The organism is Variovorax paradoxus (assembly GCF_902712855.1).
GTDB lineage: Bacteria > Pseudomonadota > Gammaproteobacteria > Burkholderiales > Burkholderiaceae_C > Variovorax > Variovorax paradoxus_Q.
Window position 1 is genome coordinate 4,786,263 of the sequence record NZ_LR743507.1, and the last position, 15,223, is coordinate 4,801,485.

11 protein-coding genes are annotated in these 15,223 nt (G+C 68.5%); 9 read left to right on the plus strand and 2 right to left on the minus strand.

The features are described 5' to 3' along the window. The first annotated feature begins 43 nt into the window (after nucleotides 1–43). Nucleotides 44–316 (plus strand): type II toxin-antitoxin system Phd/YefM family antitoxin, encoded by a 273-nt coding sequence (locus AACL56_RS22560; protein WP_339092919.1) that lies wholly within the window; start codon nucleotides 44–46, stop codon nucleotides 314–316. A gap of 5 nt (nucleotides 317–321) precedes the next feature. Next, nucleotides 322–636, plus strand: a complete 315-nt coding sequence (locus tag AACL56_RS22565) for a type II toxin-antitoxin system RelE/ParE family toxin (RefSeq protein ID WP_339092920.1) — start codon at nucleotides 322–324, stop codon at nucleotides 634–636. Between the two features lie 42 nt (nucleotides 637–678). Here the strand turns inward: AACL56_RS22565 and AACL56_RS22570 are convergent, their stop codons facing one another. Both AACL56_RS22570 and AACL56_RS22575 read right to left on the minus strand, forming a co-directional pair. Continuing rightward, nucleotides 679–2,193 (minus strand): ATP-dependent nuclease, encoded by a 1,515-nt coding sequence (locus AACL56_RS22570; protein WP_339092030.1) that lies wholly within the window; start codon nucleotides 2,191–2,193, stop codon nucleotides 679–681. A gap of 87 nt (nucleotides 2,194–2,280) precedes the next feature. Next, nucleotides 2,281–4,797: an ABC transporter permease gene (locus AACL56_RS22575; protein ID WP_339092031.1), complete on the minus strand. Its 2,517-nt coding sequence runs from the start codon at nucleotides 4,795–4,797 to the stop codon at nucleotides 2,281–2,283. Between the two features lie 200 nt (nucleotides 4,798–4,997). Between AACL56_RS22575 and AACL56_RS22580 the strand changes: the two genes are divergently transcribed. From AACL56_RS22580 to selB, 7 genes are all read left to right on the plus strand, one after another. Beyond that, nucleotides 4,998–5,303: a hypothetical protein gene (locus tag AACL56_RS22580; protein WP_339092032.1), complete on the plus strand. Its 306-nt coding sequence runs from the start codon at nucleotides 4,998–5,000 to the stop codon at nucleotides 5,301–5,303. A gap of 82 nt (nucleotides 5,304–5,385) precedes the next feature. Next, on the plus strand, nucleotides 5,386–8,463 hold the full coding sequence (gene fdnG / locus AACL56_RS22585; RefSeq protein WP_339092033.1) for a formate dehydrogenase-N subunit alpha: 3,078 nt from the start codon (nucleotides 5,386–5,388) through the stop codon (nucleotides 8,461–8,463). Nucleotides 8,464–8,637: 174 nt separating this feature from the next. Next, nucleotides 8,638–9,600, plus strand: coding sequence for a formate dehydrogenase subunit beta (gene fdxH / locus AACL56_RS22590; RefSeq protein WP_339092034.1), 963 nt, complete (start codon nucleotides 8,638–8,640; stop codon nucleotides 9,598–9,600). 10 nt (nucleotides 9,601–9,610) lie between these two features. After that, nucleotides 9,611–10,234: a formate dehydrogenase subunit gamma gene (locus AACL56_RS22595; protein ID WP_339092035.1), complete on the plus strand. Its 624-nt coding sequence runs from the start codon at nucleotides 9,611–9,613 to the stop codon at nucleotides 10,232–10,234. Nucleotides 10,235–10,395: 161 nt separating this feature from the next. Continuing rightward, the gene (gene fdhE / locus AACL56_RS22600) at nucleotides 10,396–11,394 is read left to right on the plus strand and encodes a formate dehydrogenase accessory protein FdhE (protein ID WP_339092036.1); all 999 of its coding nucleotides are present in this window, start codon (nucleotides 10,396–10,398) and stop codon (nucleotides 11,392–11,394) included. Nucleotides 11,395–11,716: 322 nt separating this feature from the next. After that, on the plus strand, nucleotides 11,717–13,165 hold the full coding sequence (gene selA, locus AACL56_RS22605; protein ID WP_339092921.1) for an L-seryl-tRNA(Sec) selenium transferase: 1,449 nt from the start codon (nucleotides 11,717–11,719) through the stop codon (nucleotides 13,163–13,165). Between the two features lie 147 nt (nucleotides 13,166–13,312). After that, entirely contained in the window at nucleotides 13,313–15,220 is a 1,908-nt protein-coding gene (selB, locus tag AACL56_RS22610; RefSeq protein ID WP_339092037.1) for a selenocysteine-specific translation elongation factor, read from the plus strand. Nucleotides 15,221–15,223 lie beyond the last annotated feature (3 nt).

A 15,223-nucleotide genomic window follows, 5' to 3' on the forward strand; every position in this document is an offset into this window, starting at 1 on the left:
GACCATAATAAGTTCGGTCGACGGAAACATGGGAGCACATGCAATGAATTTCTCCACTCAAGTTAAACCCATCAGTTATCTCAAGAGCCATGCTGCAGATATCGTGAAGACCTTGGCGGACACTCGCGAGCCTCTGGTCATTACCCAGAACGGCGAAGCCAAACTCGTGGTGATGGACGTCCGCTCGTACGAGGAACACGAAGCCACTCTCGCTCTGCTGAAAGTCCTGGCACTCGGCAATCGCGAAATCGACCAGGGTCAGTTTCGGTCCGCGGAAGACGTGTTCGCCGAACTGGACCAAGAAGACGCGAATTGAAGGTTGTGTTCCTGCGGTCCGCCGAGGCCGACCTGAAGGACCTGAGGCGCTACATCATCAAGAACTTCGGCAACGACACCTGGACTGTGAGCTACGAGAAGATCAAGCAGTCCGTGGCGATGATCGAAGCACACCCACAGGCGGGACGGGTTCCTGAAGAGCTGGAAAACCTGAACGCGGCCCAATACCGGCAAGTCATCTCCGGCAGGAACCGCCTCATCTACGAGGTGCGCATGGACATCGCCTACATCCACGTCGTCTGCGACACGCGACGAGATTTGAAAAGCCTGCTCATGCGGCGCATGGTTGGCGCCGATTAAGGTCCCGCGTGCCCGCCGTTGGCTGCGCCGTGCGGCATCCGATCAGACAACGGGGGCCAAACGAGCGTCGGCGTGCTCGCTGGCTGTCCCGGCGGTTGTTCCAGCCATCCTGGCATTTGTCTTTGCGTTCGCATCCCCAGCAACGTTCTTCGCAGGCTCCACAGCCGTCCCGCTCAGCGCCAGCGCGGCCTTCAACGGAAACAGCGTGCGCTCGTCTCCCTGCGCCGTGTTGCTCACCGTCGTCCCTGCCGTTTCGCCGAGGCTGGCGGTGCGCACCGCGTCCGGCCGGTGCACCGGCACCATGAACGGCGAGTGCGTGGTGTAGATGATCTGGTTGCCGAAGTCCTGTTCGAAGTGCGCGAGCAGGTCGGCCTGCGAGTGCGCGTGCAGGTGAAGACCGGGCTCGTCGAGCAGCATCACGGCGTCTTCCGCGCGGCCGCCCCGGGTGTCGGCGAAGAACGCGATGTAGAACGAGAAGAACCACTGGAAGCCGCGGCTGCGCTCGTCGAGGTTCACCTCCACGTCGTACGCGCCGTCGGGGTCGGACACCAGCGTGTCGAGGTAGGGGCCGTCGAGGTTGAAGCGCACCTTCAGCGGACGGTCCTTCCACAGGCGGCGGATCTCTGCCGTCACCACCGCGCCGGCGCGGTTCGCCAGCTGGTTGCGCGTGGCCTGGTCGTTCCTGTCGAGCAGGTCGTGCAGCTGCTGCGGGTCGAGCCCTGCGACCTTGCACAGCTTGCCGAAGCTCTGCTGCGCGGGCGTGAGCTGTCCCCAGCCCTGGCGGCCCAGGTATTCGGCGATGTTCTGACGGCCGGGCAGCGCGGGGTACTCGTCCACGTAGACGAAGCGCGGCAGGTTCTCGAGCACCCAGGCGCGTGCGCGCGCGTGCGCAGGTTCGTCGTCGGCGATGGAGAGTGCCAGCTCCTCGAGCTCGGCGAGCATCTGGTCCTGCTTGTCGCTGAGTTCGGCGCCGGCCGCGGCAAGTGCCTTGCGCAACGCCTGCATGGCCTGCACCGCGCCGGCCGACCAGCGGACGTGGTCGGGACTCATGATCATCGCGGCGTCGAAGGTGTCGGCCTCCTGCTCGAGCGCGGCGCGCGCCTCCTCGGCCACCTTCTCCGCGGCGGCCTTCACGGCCGGCACGATCTTGCGGACCTTGCCCTTGATGTCGCCGACATCGAGCGACAGCGGCGCAAGGCCTTCGAGCCCGCCGGTGCGCGTGGCGGCATAACCGCGGCGCGCGGTGACGTGGCGCACGCCGGCCGCACGCGGAAAGATCGCGGCCAGCGCGGCCTGTTCGCTGTCGTCCAGGCTCCAGCGCGTGAAGACGACCGGCGTGTCGCCGGTGCACTCTTCGAGCCGGCGATGGCGCGGAAAGTCCTTGATGGGGCTGATTTCGACCGGGCCTTCGGCCGGGTTCAGGCTGTGGAGTGCGCGCAGCAGGTTCGACTTGCCGCTGTCGTTCCGACCAAGGATCGCCGTGATCCGAGAGGAATCGATGAGGCCGCTGTCGTTGATCGAGCGAAAGTTGGTGATCTGGAATGACGCCAAGCGCATGCAGGAATTTCTCTTCTGAAATGAATACGGGGCCGGGGAATGTATTGCATCCCCGGCCCCGTCCTCGATCTGCGCAGAAGAAAAAGATTACTCGGCCGCGCGCCTCAGCGTATCGACCACCGGGCGGCGCAGCACGTCGCGCAGGCCCCACCATCCCGCGCCCAGCGCCAGCACCGCGCCCGCCAGCGCGCCGGCAACGGGCACCAACGGCGACGCGGTCCAGGTGAACTCGAACACGTAGCGCGCCAGCGCCCAGCCGATCGCCGAAGCCACGATGCTCGCCAGGAAGCCCGCGAGCAGGCCCACGCCCGCCAGCTCGGCGCGCTGTACCTGGCGCAGCAGGCTGGCGCGTGCGCCCACCGCGCGCATCACGGCGAACTCGCGCGCGCGCTCCTCGCGCGTGGCGGTCACCGCGGCGAACAGCACCACGAGGCCGGCGGCCAGCGTGAAGCCGAACAGGAACTCCACCGCGCGGATCACCTGGTCGAGCACGCGCTGCAGCTGGTTGATGGTGGCGCTCATGTCCACGTTGGTCACGTTGGGGTAGCTGCGCACCAGCGCGTTGTCGAAGCCGCGCGTCTCGGGAGCGCGGAAGGCGCCCATGTAAGTGGTGGGCACGTCGGCCAGCGAAGCCACGGTGTACATCACGAAGAAGTTGGCATGCAGCGAGCCCCAGTCGACCTTGCGCAGCGACGTGATGCGCGCGTCGTTCTGCATGCCGCCGATGTCGAAGCGCAGCGAATCGCCCAGCTTCAGGCCCAGCGTCTCGGCCAGGCCTTCTTCCACGCTGACCTCGCCCTTGGCGTCGGGCGTCCACCTGCCGGCGGTGATGCTGTTGTGCGCGGGCGCCTCGACGCTGTTGCTCAGGTTGAACTCGCGGTCTACCAGCCGCTTGGCACGGTCCTCGGTGTAGTCGTCGGGCGTCACCGGCCTGTCGTTGATGGCCACGAGCCGGCCGCGGATCATCGGGTACCAGTCGAACTTGCGCACGCCGGCGTCGCGCAGCGACTTCTGGAAGGCCTCGCTCTGGTCGGGCATGACGTTGATGACGAAGCGGTTCGGCGCATCCGGCGGCGTGGCCTTGCGCCAGCTGGCCACGAGGTCGGTTCGCAGCAGCACCAGCAGCACCAGCGCCAACAGGCCCACCGACAGCGCGCTGACCTGCACCACCGCATAGGCCGGCCGCGCCGAGATCTGCCGCGTGGCCAGCACCAGCCAGCGCGGCGCGGTGGTCTCGTTCACGCTGCGGCGCAGCACCTTCACCGCCAGCCAGCTCAGGAGCGCGAACACGGCCACCGCGCCTGCGAACCCGCCGACCGCGATCAGGCCCAGCTTGATGTCGCTGCTCGCCGCCATCAGCAGTGCCGCGAAGCCCGCCACGCCGATGCCCAGCACCGCGAGCGACGCCGGCTTGAGCCCGCCGACGTCGCGGCGGATCACGCGCAGCGGCGGCACCTTGGCCAGTTGCAGCACCGGCGGCAGGCCGAACGCGAACAGCAGCGTGAGCCCCATGCCCAGGCCGAAGGCCACGGGCCACAACGTGGCGGCCGGCAATGCGGTCTCGACCAGCCCGGCCAGCAGCAGCACGAACACGTAATGCACCCCGAAACCGATGACCACGCCCAGCCCGCTGGCCACGATGCCGATCACCGCGAACTCGAAGGCATAGGCCACCGCGATGGTGCGCTGGCTCTGGCCGAGCACGCGCAGCATCGCGCAGTCGTCGAGGTGGCTGGCCGCGAAGCCGCGCGCGGCCAGCGCCACCGCCACCGCCGACAGCAGCGCCGCCAGCAGCGCCACCAGGCTCAGGAATTTCTCGGCGCGGTCGAGGGTCTGGCGCATCTCCGGACGGCCGCCCTCGAAGGAGTCGAGCCGCACGCCGCGCAGGTCGCCCTTCTTGATGGCGGCGTCGGCCCAGTCGGTGAAGCGCTTGACTGCAGCGTCGCTGCCGGCCACCGCATAGCGGTAGCCCACGCGGCTCGCCGGCTGCACGAGCCCGGTGCGCGCCACGTCGGCCTGGTTGAGCATCACGCGCGGCGAGAAGCTCATGAAGCCGGCGCCGCGGTCGGGTTCCAGCGTGATCACGCGGCCCACGCGCAGGCTGGTGTCGCCCAGCAGCAGCGGGTCGCCGACCTTCAGGCCGAGCGAGTCGAGCAGCGAGGCATCGACCCAGGCCTCGCCGGGCGGCGGAATGTCGCGCGTGACGCTGCCCGCACCGTCGAGCGTGGCGGAGGTCTGCAGGCTGCCGCGCAGCGGATAGCCGGCGGTGACGGCCTTCAGCGCCACCAGCTTGCTGGCGCCGCCCTGCGCGTCCTCGGCGCGCGCCATGGTCGGAAAGCCATAGGTGGCCGTGCCTTGCAGCCCCAGCGACCTTGCCTGCGCCACGAAGGCCTCGGGCGTCGGGTTGTCGCTGACCACCACGGCGTCGCCACCCAGCAACTGGCGCGCATCGCGCTTCAGCCCGCCCTGCAGGCGATCGGCGAAGAAGCCGACAGCCGTGAGCGCGGCCACGGCCAGCAGCACGGCAACGATCAACAGGCGCAGTTCACCGGCGCGCAGGTCGCGCCAGAGCGTGCGCCAACCCAGGCGGAGGGAGGCATTCATGGGCGCGACGATAGCCCAGAGGACGGCGCTCGGCCGGATTCGAGGGTTATTGCCGGTTTTGGCCTACTTGATCGGCCCAAGGCCCTGTCGCATGATGCGACAAAAGGTCCTGCCGTCGCGACCGGGCATTCGATCCGGCGGCGGCAAGGGCCCAAAAAAACATTCCATTGTCTGGCGGTCCTTTCCCCGAAGGAGTGTCGATGCCGAGATGCCAGCGCCTGCAGACCCTGGGCCTTTGCCTGGCCTTCGGCATGTTGCTGAGTGCCTGCGACCCGAAGCCCGCCGCGGCCCCGGCCTCCAGCACTCCCGCCGCGGCACCATCGGGTGCCAGTCCGAGCGGCATCAAGCCTGCCGACTCCGGCGACAAGGTCGACGCCACCACCGCGCACAAGGGCCCTTCCGAAGGCGGCGCGGCCGTCGGCGGCGTCAGCGGGCCAGGCGGCGGCAACACCTCGGGCAGTTCAGCGCCCGCCCCGAGCGGCGGCGATGGCACGGCGCCGAAGTAGCGCAGCCCGCTCCTCCAGTTTTCCCACGCAAAGAAGAAGCTTCGATGAAACACACCACTTCACCGCTGCAGGAGGCCATGTCATGGACATAAGCCGCCGGCAATTCTTCCGCGTCAGCAGCGCGGGGCTGGTCGGCTCCAGCATCGTGGCGCTCGGGTTCTCGCCGACCGCCGCGCTGGCCGAGGCCCGCAACTTCAAGCTCGCGCGCACCACAGAAACCCGCAACACCTGTCCCTACTGCTCGGTGGGCTGCGGGCTCATCATGTACAGCCTCGGCGACAAGGCGAAAAACGTGGTGCCCGCCATCCTCCACATCGAGGGCGACGCCGACCACCCGGTCAACCGCGGCACGCTGTGTCCCAAGGGCGCGGGGCTGTTGGACTTCGTGCACAGCACCAACCGGTTGAAGTACCCCGAGGTGCGCGAGCCCGGCGGCACCGAATGGAAGCGCATCGGCTGGGACGAGGCGCTGGACCGCATCGCGAAGCTGCTCAAGGCCGACCGCGACGCCAACTTCCAGACCACCAACGCCGACGGCAAGACCGTCAACCGCTGGACCAGCTCCGGCATGCTGTGCGCATCGGCTTCCTCCAACGAAACGGGCTACATCACCCACAAGGCATTCCGCTCGACCGGGATGCTGGTGTTCGACAACCAGGCACGCGTCTGACACGGACCCACGGTGGCCAGTCTGGCCCCGACGTTCGGCAGAGGCGCGATGACCAACCACTGGCAGGACATCCAGAACGCGGATGTCGTGCTGATCATGGGCGGCAACGCCGCGGAGGCGCATCCGTGCGGCTTCAAGTGGGTCATCGAGGCCAAGAAGCAGAACAAGGCGCGCCTTGTCGTGGTGGATCCGCGCTTCACGCGCTCGGCCGCCATGGCCGACTACTACGCACCGGTGCGCGCGGGCTCGGACATCGCGTTCCTCGCGGGGGTCATCAACTTCCTGCTGAGCAACGACAGGATCCAGACGGAGTACGTACGCAACTACACGAACGCGACCTTCATCGTCGGGCCTGACTACAAGTTCGAGGACGGCCTGTTCAGCGGCTACAACGCCGAGAAGCGCAACTACGACCCCAAGTCGTGGAACTACGCGCTGGACGAAGCCGGTTTTGCCAAGGTCGACATGACCATGCAGGACCCGCAGTGCGTGCTGCAGGTCATGAAGCGCCACTACGCGCGCTACACGCCCGAACTGGTGAGCCGCATCACCGGCACGCCACAGGACAAGTTCCTGAAGGTGTGCGAGTACATCGCCAGCACCAGCGTGCCCACGCGCACCATGACCATCATGTACGCGCTGGGCTGGACGCAGCACAGCCAGGGCTCGCAGATGATCCGCACCGGCGCCATCGTGCAGCTGCTGCTGGGCAACATCGGCGTGCCGGGCGGCGGCATGAACGCGCTGCGTGGGCACAGCAACATCCAGGGCCTGACCGACCTGGGGTTGCTGTCGAACTCGCTGACGGGCTACATGTCGCTGGCGCGTGACAGCGAGCAGACGCTGGACGACTACTACAAGACCCGCGCGCTGAAGCCGCTGCGGCCCAACCAGATGAGCTACTGGCAGAACTACCCGAAGTTCTTCGTCAGCATGCAGAAGTCTTGGTGGGGCGATGCGGCCACGGCGCAGAACGACTGGGCCTTCCACTACCTGCCCAAGATCGACAAGCTCTACGACGTGCTGCAGGCCTTCGAGCTCATGAGCCTGGGCAAGCTCAACGGCTACATCTGCCAGGGCTTCAACCCGGTGGGCTCGTTCCCCGACAAGCGCAAGATCGTCGAGGGGTTGTCGAAGCTCAAGTTTCTGGTCACCATCGACCCGCTGGTGACCGAGACCAGCGAGTTCTGGCGCAACTTCGGCGAGTTCAACGACGTGAAGACCGCCGAGATCCAGACCACGGTGTTCCGGCTGCCATCGACCTGCTTCGCGGAAGAAGACGGCTCGCTCACCAATTCCAGCCGCTGGCTGCAGTGGCACTGGAAGGGCGCCGAGCCGCCGGGCGAGGCCAAGGGCGACATCGAGATCGTGGCGGGCATCTACAACCGCATCCGCCAGGCCTACATCAAGGACGGCGGCGCGTTTCCCGATCCGATCGTCAAGCTCACCTGGCCCTACAAGATTCCGCACTCGCCCTCGGCGCAAGAGCTGGCGATGGAATACAACGGCCGCGCGCTCACCGACCTGCTCGACCCGAAGGACCCGACCAAGCCGCCGCTTGCGAAGGCCGGCGAACAGATCTCGGGCTTCGGGCTCCTGCGCGACGACGGCTCGACCGCCTCGGGCTGCTGGATCTACGCCGGCGCATGGACGCAGGCCGGCAACCAGATGGCGCGGCGCGACAACGCCGACCCGTACGGCATCGGCATGGTGCAGAACTGGGCGTGGGCGTGGCCCGCGAACCGGCGCATCCTCTACAACGGCGCGTCGACCGATCCGGCCACCGGCAAGCCGTGGATCGCCAGGCGCGGCCTCGTCGCGTGGAACGGCAAGCAGTGGACCGGCGCGGACGTGCCCGACATCCGTCCCGACGCCGACCCGATGGAAGCCGAGGCGGTGCGCCCGTTCATCATGACCGCCGAGGGCGTGGCCCGGCTGTTCGCGCCGACGGGCATGGCCGAAGGCCCGCTGCCGGAGCATTACGAGCCGTTCGAGTCGCCGCTGACGAACAACCTGATGCACCCGAACAACGCCGTGGCGCGCGCCAACCCCGCAGCACGCATCTTCAAGGGCGACCTCGAGCGCCTCGGCGTGCCGAAGGACTTCCCGTACGTGGCCACCAGCTACCGCCTGACCGAGCACTTCCATTACTGGACCAAGAACGTGCGCACCTCGGCCATCATCCAGCCGCAGCAGTTCGTCGAGATCGGCGAGGAACTGGCCAGGGAGAAGGGCATTGCCAACGGCGAGATCGTGAAGGTGTCGAGCAAGCGTGGCTACATCAAGGCCGTGGCGCTGGTCACCAAGCGCATCGTCGGACTGCAGGTGGACGGACGCACGGTGCACACCGTGGGGCTGCCCAACCACTGGGGTTTCGTGGGCGTGGCGAAGCCGGGCTACCTCGTGAACACGCTCACGCCGTTCGTGGGCGACGCGAACACGCAGACGCCGGAGTACAAGTCGTTCACGGTGAACATCGAGAAGGCGTGAGATGAAGCAGCTTCTCGACACACTCGATGCCCTGGTCTTTCTCCCTCCCCCGCTGGGGAGGGCCGGGTGGGGGCACGACGGCCTCCACGACCACACGGCGCCTCATCGAAGGCCTGCCCCCATCCCCGCCTTCCCCCAGAGGGGAAGGAGCAAGACCCCGAACCGGAGCCGCTGATGTCCTCCCTCCAGACCCTCGACATCGCCGCCCGCTCGGCCACCACCACGCCGTCGCCCGACATCCGCCACCGCCCGCAGGTCAAGCAGGTGGCCAAGCTGATCGACGTCTCGACCTGCATCGGCTGCAAGGCCTGCCAGGTGGCGTGCATGCAATGGAACGACCTGCGCGACGAGGTCGGCACCACGCACGGCACCTACGACAACCCGGTCGATCTCACGCCGTCGTCGTGGACGGTGATGAAGTTCTCCGAGGTGGAGCCCGAGGCCGGCAAGCTCGAATGGCTGATCCGCAAGGACGGCTGCATGCACTGCGACGACCCGGGCTGCCTGAAGTCGTGCCCCTCGCCGGGCGCCATCGTCAAGTACAGCAACGGCATCGTCGACTTCATCAGCGAGCACTGCGTGGGGTGCGGCAACTGCGTCACCGGCTGCCCGTTCGACGTGCCGCGCATCAGCAAGGGCGACAACAAGGCCTACAAGTGCTCGCTGTGTTCCGACCGCGTGGGCGTGGGCCTGGAGCCGGCCTGCGTCAAGGCCTGCCCCACCGGCGCGCTGCATTTCGGCACCAAGGAGGACATGCACGAGTACGCCTCGGAGCGCATCGTCGACCTGAAGGACCGCGGCTTCTCCAATGCTGGCGTGTACGACCCCGCGGGGGTAGGCGGCACGCACGTCATGTACGTGCTGCAGCACGCGGACCGTCCCGGCCTGTATGCCGGCCTGCCGAAGGACCCGCACATCAGCCCGCTGGTGTCGCTGTGGAAGGGCGTGGCCAAGCCGCTGGCCATGGTCGCGATGATCGGCGCGGTGGTCGGCAGCTTCTTCCACTACATGAAGGCCGGCCCGATCGAGCCGAAGGACGACCACCCCGACGCCGACCTCGACGGCCGGCCCGACGACGAGGTCGTGATCGAGCAGCCGCCGCCGCCCGCTTCGCCGATCCATCCGCCTCGTGCATGAGGAGAATGCGATGACACGCTACTACCTTCGCCGCTACCGCGATGCCACGCGCATGAACCACTGGTTCGTGGCGATCATGTTCTTCGCGGCCGCGCTCTCGGGACTGGCCTTCTTCCACCCCGCCCTCTTCTTCCTGAGCACGCTGTTCGGCGGCGGGCCGTGGACGCGCATCCTGCACCCGTTCCTGGGCCTGCTGATGGTGTTCGGCTTCGTGTTCCTTTTCTTCACGATGTGGCGCGAGAACGTGTTCGACCGGGTCGACCGCGAATGGATCGCCAACGCGCCGAAGATGCTCAAGGGCGACAAGTCGGGCATGCCGCCGGTGGGCAAGTACAACGCCGGGCAGAAGCTGGTGTTCTGGGCCTTCGGTGTGAGCCTGCTGCTGCTGTTCCTCACCGGCTTCATGTTCTGGAGCCCGTGGTTCGTCGGCTTCTTCCCGATCCTGGTGCGCCGCATCGCGGTGGTCGTGCATTCGGTCTCGGCCGTGGTGCTGATCATTTCCGTCATCACGCACATCTACGCGGCGATCTGGGTCAAGGGCACGATGCGCGCGATGACGCGCGGCACCGTCACGGAAGGATGGGCGAAGCTCAATCACCCGCTGTGGCACCGGAAGATGACGCGTGGCGAGTAGCGCGCGCATCGTCTTTCTTTCTCTCCTTCCGGGAAGCGGGAATGGGGGCATGGCAGCCCCGGCCACCGGATGGCGCGCGTCGGGCACTGCCCCGCCCCGGCCTTCTGCCGTAGGGGGAAAGAGCAAGACAAACCCGGCCTCGGCGCTGTAGAGTGGTTGCAATGAACAGCCCTTCCGGCACATCACCGCTGCGCACCACGCGCGTCCTCGATCCGGAGCAGATCGCGATGCAGGCCGGGCGGCAGATGCCGTTCCTGCGGCTGCCCGCTCGCTCGCTCGTGTTCTCCGACCGTCAACTTCGACTGCGACAGCTCGCGGCCTCGCATCCGATGCGCGAGTACCTGCTCTTCATCGCCGACCTCGCGCAGGCGCAACACCGGGTGCTGCAGGACCATGCGGCCGTGGCACTGCCCGGATCCGAAGCGCTCGAAGCCGCCGCCAAGGCGCTGAAGCCGCCGATGCCCGCTTTCGGCTGGACCCGCGACCCGGTGTGGCTGAACGAGCTGCGTCGCCTGCTGGCACTTTTCCACGCACGCGCACCCGAAGGCGCCGCGCGCGACACGCTCGATCGCGTGGTGGCGGAAAGCGATGCGTGGATCGACGCGCAGGCCGACCGGCTCTCGCGCCGCGTGATGTTCGGGCTCGACCTGGCAGCGGCACCGCTCATTGCTGCCGGCCTGCAGGTCTACTGGACGCAGCTCGTGCTCAGCGTGGCGGAGCGCGACGGCGAGAACATCTTCGGGCGCACCGACCCCGGCACCGAATGCCCCTGCTGCGGCAGCGCACCCACGGCGAGCATCACGCGCATCGGCGCCGACGAAGCCGGCTTCCGCTATCTGCACTGCTCCCTGTGCAGCACCGAGTGGCACTACGTACGCATCAAGTGCACGCACTGCGAGAGCACCAAGGGCATCCACTTCGAATCGCTGTCGCCGCAGCCCGGCGTGGAACTGCCCGCCACCGGCGCGCGCGAAGGCGCGGTGAAGGCGGAGTGCTGCGACAGCTGCAACCACTACCTCAAGCAGGTCGCGATGGAGAAGGACCCCGAGGTCGAGCCGGTGGCCGACGACCTCGCGAGCGTCACGCTCGACCTGCTGGTGTCCGAAGCCGGCCACCAGCGCAGCGGCCACAACCTCATGCTGCTGTTCGGAGAGTCATGAGTTCGCCCCCAGGATGCGCGGCACTTCGTGTCCGCTTCTCCTTCCCCCTACCGGGGGCAACACCTGAGGCCCGGCAAAGCCGGTTCCTCGGTGTTTCTGGACTCGCCCCCAGGATGCGCGGCACTTCGTGTCCACTTCTCCTTCCCCCTACCGGGGGCAACACCGGCGGCCCGGCAAAGCCGGTTCCGCGGTGTTCATGGCTCGCCCCCAGGCTGCGCGGCACTTCGTGTCCGCTTCTCCTTCCCCCTACCGGGGGCAACACCGGCGGCCCGGCAAAGCCGGTTCCGCGGTGTTCATGGCTTTCTCATCGGACGCGCTGTTGATGGCCGCGCCGACAGAGTCCGTGGTCCACGGCTCGACGGCAAGGCCCCAGGATCTGCCTTCTGTCGATCAACTGCTGCGCCTCGCGGTGCCGGGCGCCTTGCTGGCAGAGCACGGCCGCACGCTGGTGGTGAAGGAAGCGCGCGCACTGCTGGAAGGCCTGCGCGCACGGGCCGTGACGGGCCGGCTGGACGCCTCGGAGGTGCAGCACGACGCGCTCGGCCATGCGCTCGCCGTGCGCGTGCAGGCCCGCCTGGCACCGCGCATGCGCGCCGTGCTGAACCTCACGGGCACGGTGATCCACACCAACCTCGGCCGCTCGCTGCTGGCCGATGCGGCGCTGCAGCGGCTGCTCGCGGTGATGACCTCGCCGAACAACCTCGAGTACGACCTGGCCACCGGCAGCCGCGGCGACCGAGACTCGCTGGTGGAAGAGCTGCTGTGCAGCATCACCGGCGCAGAGGCCGCCACGGTGGTCAACAACAATGCCGCGGCGGTGCTGCTGACCATCGCGGCGCTGGCACGCGAGCGCGAGGTGATCGTGTCACGCGGCGAACTGGTCGAGATCGGCGGCGCGTTCCGCATGCCCGACGTGATGGCCAGCGCGGGCGCGCGCATGGTCGAGGTCGGCACCACCAACCGCACACACCCGCAGGACTACGAACGCGCCATCAACGCGCACACCGCGCTGGTGATGAAGGTGCACACCAGCAACTACGCCGTGCAGGGTTTCACCGCGGCGGTGGACGAGGCCACGCTCGCCGGCATCGCGCATGCGCGCGGCGTGCCGCTGGCCACCGACCTGGGCAGTGGCTCGCTGGTCGACCTGGCGCACTACGGCCTGCCGCGCGAGCCGTTGCCGCAGGAGATGCTGGCCGCCGGCTGCGACGTGGTCACCTTCTCGGGCGACAAGCTGCTGGGCGGTCCGCAGGCGGGCCTGATCGTGGGAAGCAAGGCCGCAGTGGGCCGCATCCGCAAGTTCCCGATGAAGCGCGCGCTGCGCATGAGCAAGCTGCCGCTGGCCGCGCTGGAAGCCACGTTGTCGCTGTACCTGCGGCCCGAGCGGCTTGCGAAGGACCTGCCGACGCTGCGCCTGCTGACGAGGCCCGCCGACGCGATCCGCGAGATGGCCCTGGCGCTGCAAGGCCAGGTGCAGGCTTCCGTGTCGCCGCGCTTCACGGTCGAGGTCGTGCCGCTTCTCGGGCAGATCGGCTCCGGCTCGCTGCCCGTCGAACGCCTGCCCTCGGCCGGCCTTGCGCTTGCGCCGGCCGGCACGTCGAAGAAGGGCGTGGGCACGGCGCTCGATGTGCTTTCGACCGCACTGCGCAGCCTGCCCTTGCCGGTGATCGGCCGCATCGCGGAGGACCGCCTGCTGCTCGACCTGCGCTGCCTGGAAGACAGTACGGCGTTCGTCGCGCAACTGCCGCTGCTGCAGGAGCGGCTGAAATGACGCCCGCTTTTTCCGCCTGCATTTCTCCCTGCCCCTCTGGGGAGGGCGGGGTGGGGGCACGACGGCCTCCCGACAGCCACGGCGCCCGCACACGCCCCGCCCCCGTCCCGACCTTCCCCAAAGGGCGAACGAGCAGGCCCGCAAGCCATGATCATCGGCACCGCAGGCCACATCGACCACGGCAAGACCACGCTGGTGCGTGCGCTCACCGGTGTCGACACCGACCGGTTGCCCGAGGAGAAGCGCCGCGGCATCTCCATCGAACTCGGCTACGCCTACCTGCACGCGTCCGACGGCGTGTCGCTCGGCTTCGTCGATGTGCCGGGCCACGAGCGCCTGCTGCACACCATGCTGGCCGGCGCCACCGGCATCGACCATGCGCTGCTGGTCGTGGCGGCCGACGACGGCGTGATGCCGCAGACCCGCGAGCACCTTGCGGTGGTGGCGCTGCTGGGCGTGCAGCAAGCCACCGTGGCCATCACCAAGATCGACCGCATCGACGAAGCCACGCGCGCGGCGCGCCTCGCCGAGGTGCGCGCGGACATCGCCGCGCTGCTGGCACCGACGCCGCTTGCAGACGCGCCGGTGCTCGCGGTATCCGCAGCGACCGGCGACGGCATCGACACGCTGCGTGAACGGCTGCTCGGCGCGGCGCGGCATGGCCACGCCCATGAAGACGGCCTTGCCTTCCGCCTGGCGGCAGACCGCTCGTTCACGCTGGCCGGCGTCGGAACGGTGGTCACTGGCACGGTCTTCAGCGGCAGTGTGCGCATCGGCGACGCGTTGAGCGTCGTGCCGCGCGGCCACACGGTGCGCGTGCGCGGCATCCATGCGCAGGACACGAAGACCGAATCGGCCCACGCAGGCCAGCGCTGCGCCCTGGCGCTGGCCGGCGTCACGAAGGACGAGGTGCACCGCGGCGACTGGATCTGCGCACCGGCTGCCGCACTCGCGACGGATCGCATCGACGTTCGGCTCGCGCTGTGGCCCGGCGAGGAGAAGCCGATGCGCTCGGGCACGACGGTGCATGCGCACCTGGGCGCCAGCGACACGATGGCATCGGTCGCGCTGCTCGACCGCGACGTGCTGGCACCGGGCGAAACCGCACTCGCCCAACTCGTGTTGAAGGACGACATCGGCGCCTGGCATGGCGACCGCGGCGTGCTGCGCGATGCCTCGGCCACGCGCACCGCGGCCGGCATCTACGTACTGGACCCGTTCGCGCCGGTGCGCTACCGGCGTACGCCTGAGCGTCTGCACATGCTCGCCGCATGGTCCACCGACGAGCCCGCCTCGCGCGCGGCAGCGCTGCTGCACGGCGCACCGCTGGGTCTCGACACCACCCGGCTGGCGCGCGCACTCGCCCTGACGGACGAAGCCGCGCTGCCGTTGCCCGGCGATGCCGTGCGCATCGAGCACACGGCCATCGCGCGGTCGCATCTGGACGCGCTCGAGACGCAGATCGCCGCGCGCCTCGCGGAGTTCCATCGCACGGCGCCCGACGAGGTCGGCCCCGATGCGCGCCGGCTCAAGCGCCTCGCGGGGCCGCGCACCGACGATGCGCTCTGGCGCCATGCGCTCGATGCGCTGGTCGCGCGCGGCGCGCTGGTGCGCAGCGGCACCTGGCTGCACCTGCCCGCGCACGCCGCGCGGCTCGGCGAGGCCGAGCAGAAGCTCGCGCAGAAGCTGCTGCCCAGGCTCGCCGACGGCGGCTTCGATCCGCCGTGGGTGCGCGAACTCGCGAAGGACTGCGCAGCAAGCGAGCCGATGGTGCGGCAGACGCTCGCGAGCCTCGCGCGGCGCGGCGAGGCCTTCCAGGTGGTGAAGGACTTGTACTATCCGCTGGCCACCGTCGAGCGGCTCGCGGCCATTGCACGCGAATGCCTCGACGGGCCGCAGGGATTGCAGGCCGCGAGCTTTCGCGACGCGACGGGTCTGGGGCGCAAGCGCGCGATCCAGCTGCTGGAATTCTTCGACCGCGTGGGGCTGACGCGGCGCGTGAAGGACGCGCACCTGCTTCGGCCCGACACCTCGCTGTTCGGAGCGAGCGCGTGAACG

Excerpts from the sequence above, each read along its gene's own strand:
- AACL56_RS22560 (WP_339092919.1), top strand. The coding sequence starts at position 44 with ATGAATTTCTCCACTCAAGTTAAACCCATCAGTTATCTCAAGAGCCAT.
- AACL56_RS22570 (WP_339092030.1), bottom strand. The coding sequence starts at position 2,193 with ATGCGCTTGGCGTCATTCCAGATCACCAACTTTCGCTCGATCAACGAC.
- AACL56_RS22575 (WP_339092031.1), bottom strand. The coding sequence starts at position 4,797 with ATGAATGCCTCCCTCCGCCTGGGTTGGCGCACGCTCTGGCGCGACCTG.
- AACL56_RS22580 (WP_339092032.1), top strand. The coding sequence starts at position 4,998 with ATGCCGAGATGCCAGCGCCTGCAGACCCTGGGCCTTTGCCTGGCCTTC.
- fdxH (WP_339092034.1), top strand. The coding sequence starts at position 8,638 with ATGTCCTCCCTCCAGACCCTCGACATCGCCGCCCGCTCGGCCACCACC.
- AACL56_RS22595 (WP_339092035.1), top strand. The coding sequence starts at position 9,611 with ATGACACGCTACTACCTTCGCCGCTACCGCGATGCCACGCGCATGAAC.
- fdhE (WP_339092036.1), top strand. The coding sequence starts at position 10,396 with ATGAACAGCCCTTCCGGCACATCACCGCTGCGCACCACGCGCGTCCTC.
- selA (WP_339092921.1), top strand. The coding sequence starts at position 11,717 with ATGGCCGCGCCGACAGAGTCCGTGGTCCACGGCTCGACGGCAAGGCCC.
- selB (WP_339092037.1), top strand. The coding sequence starts at position 13,313 with ATGATCATCGGCACCGCAGGCCACATCGACCACGGCAAGACCACGCTG.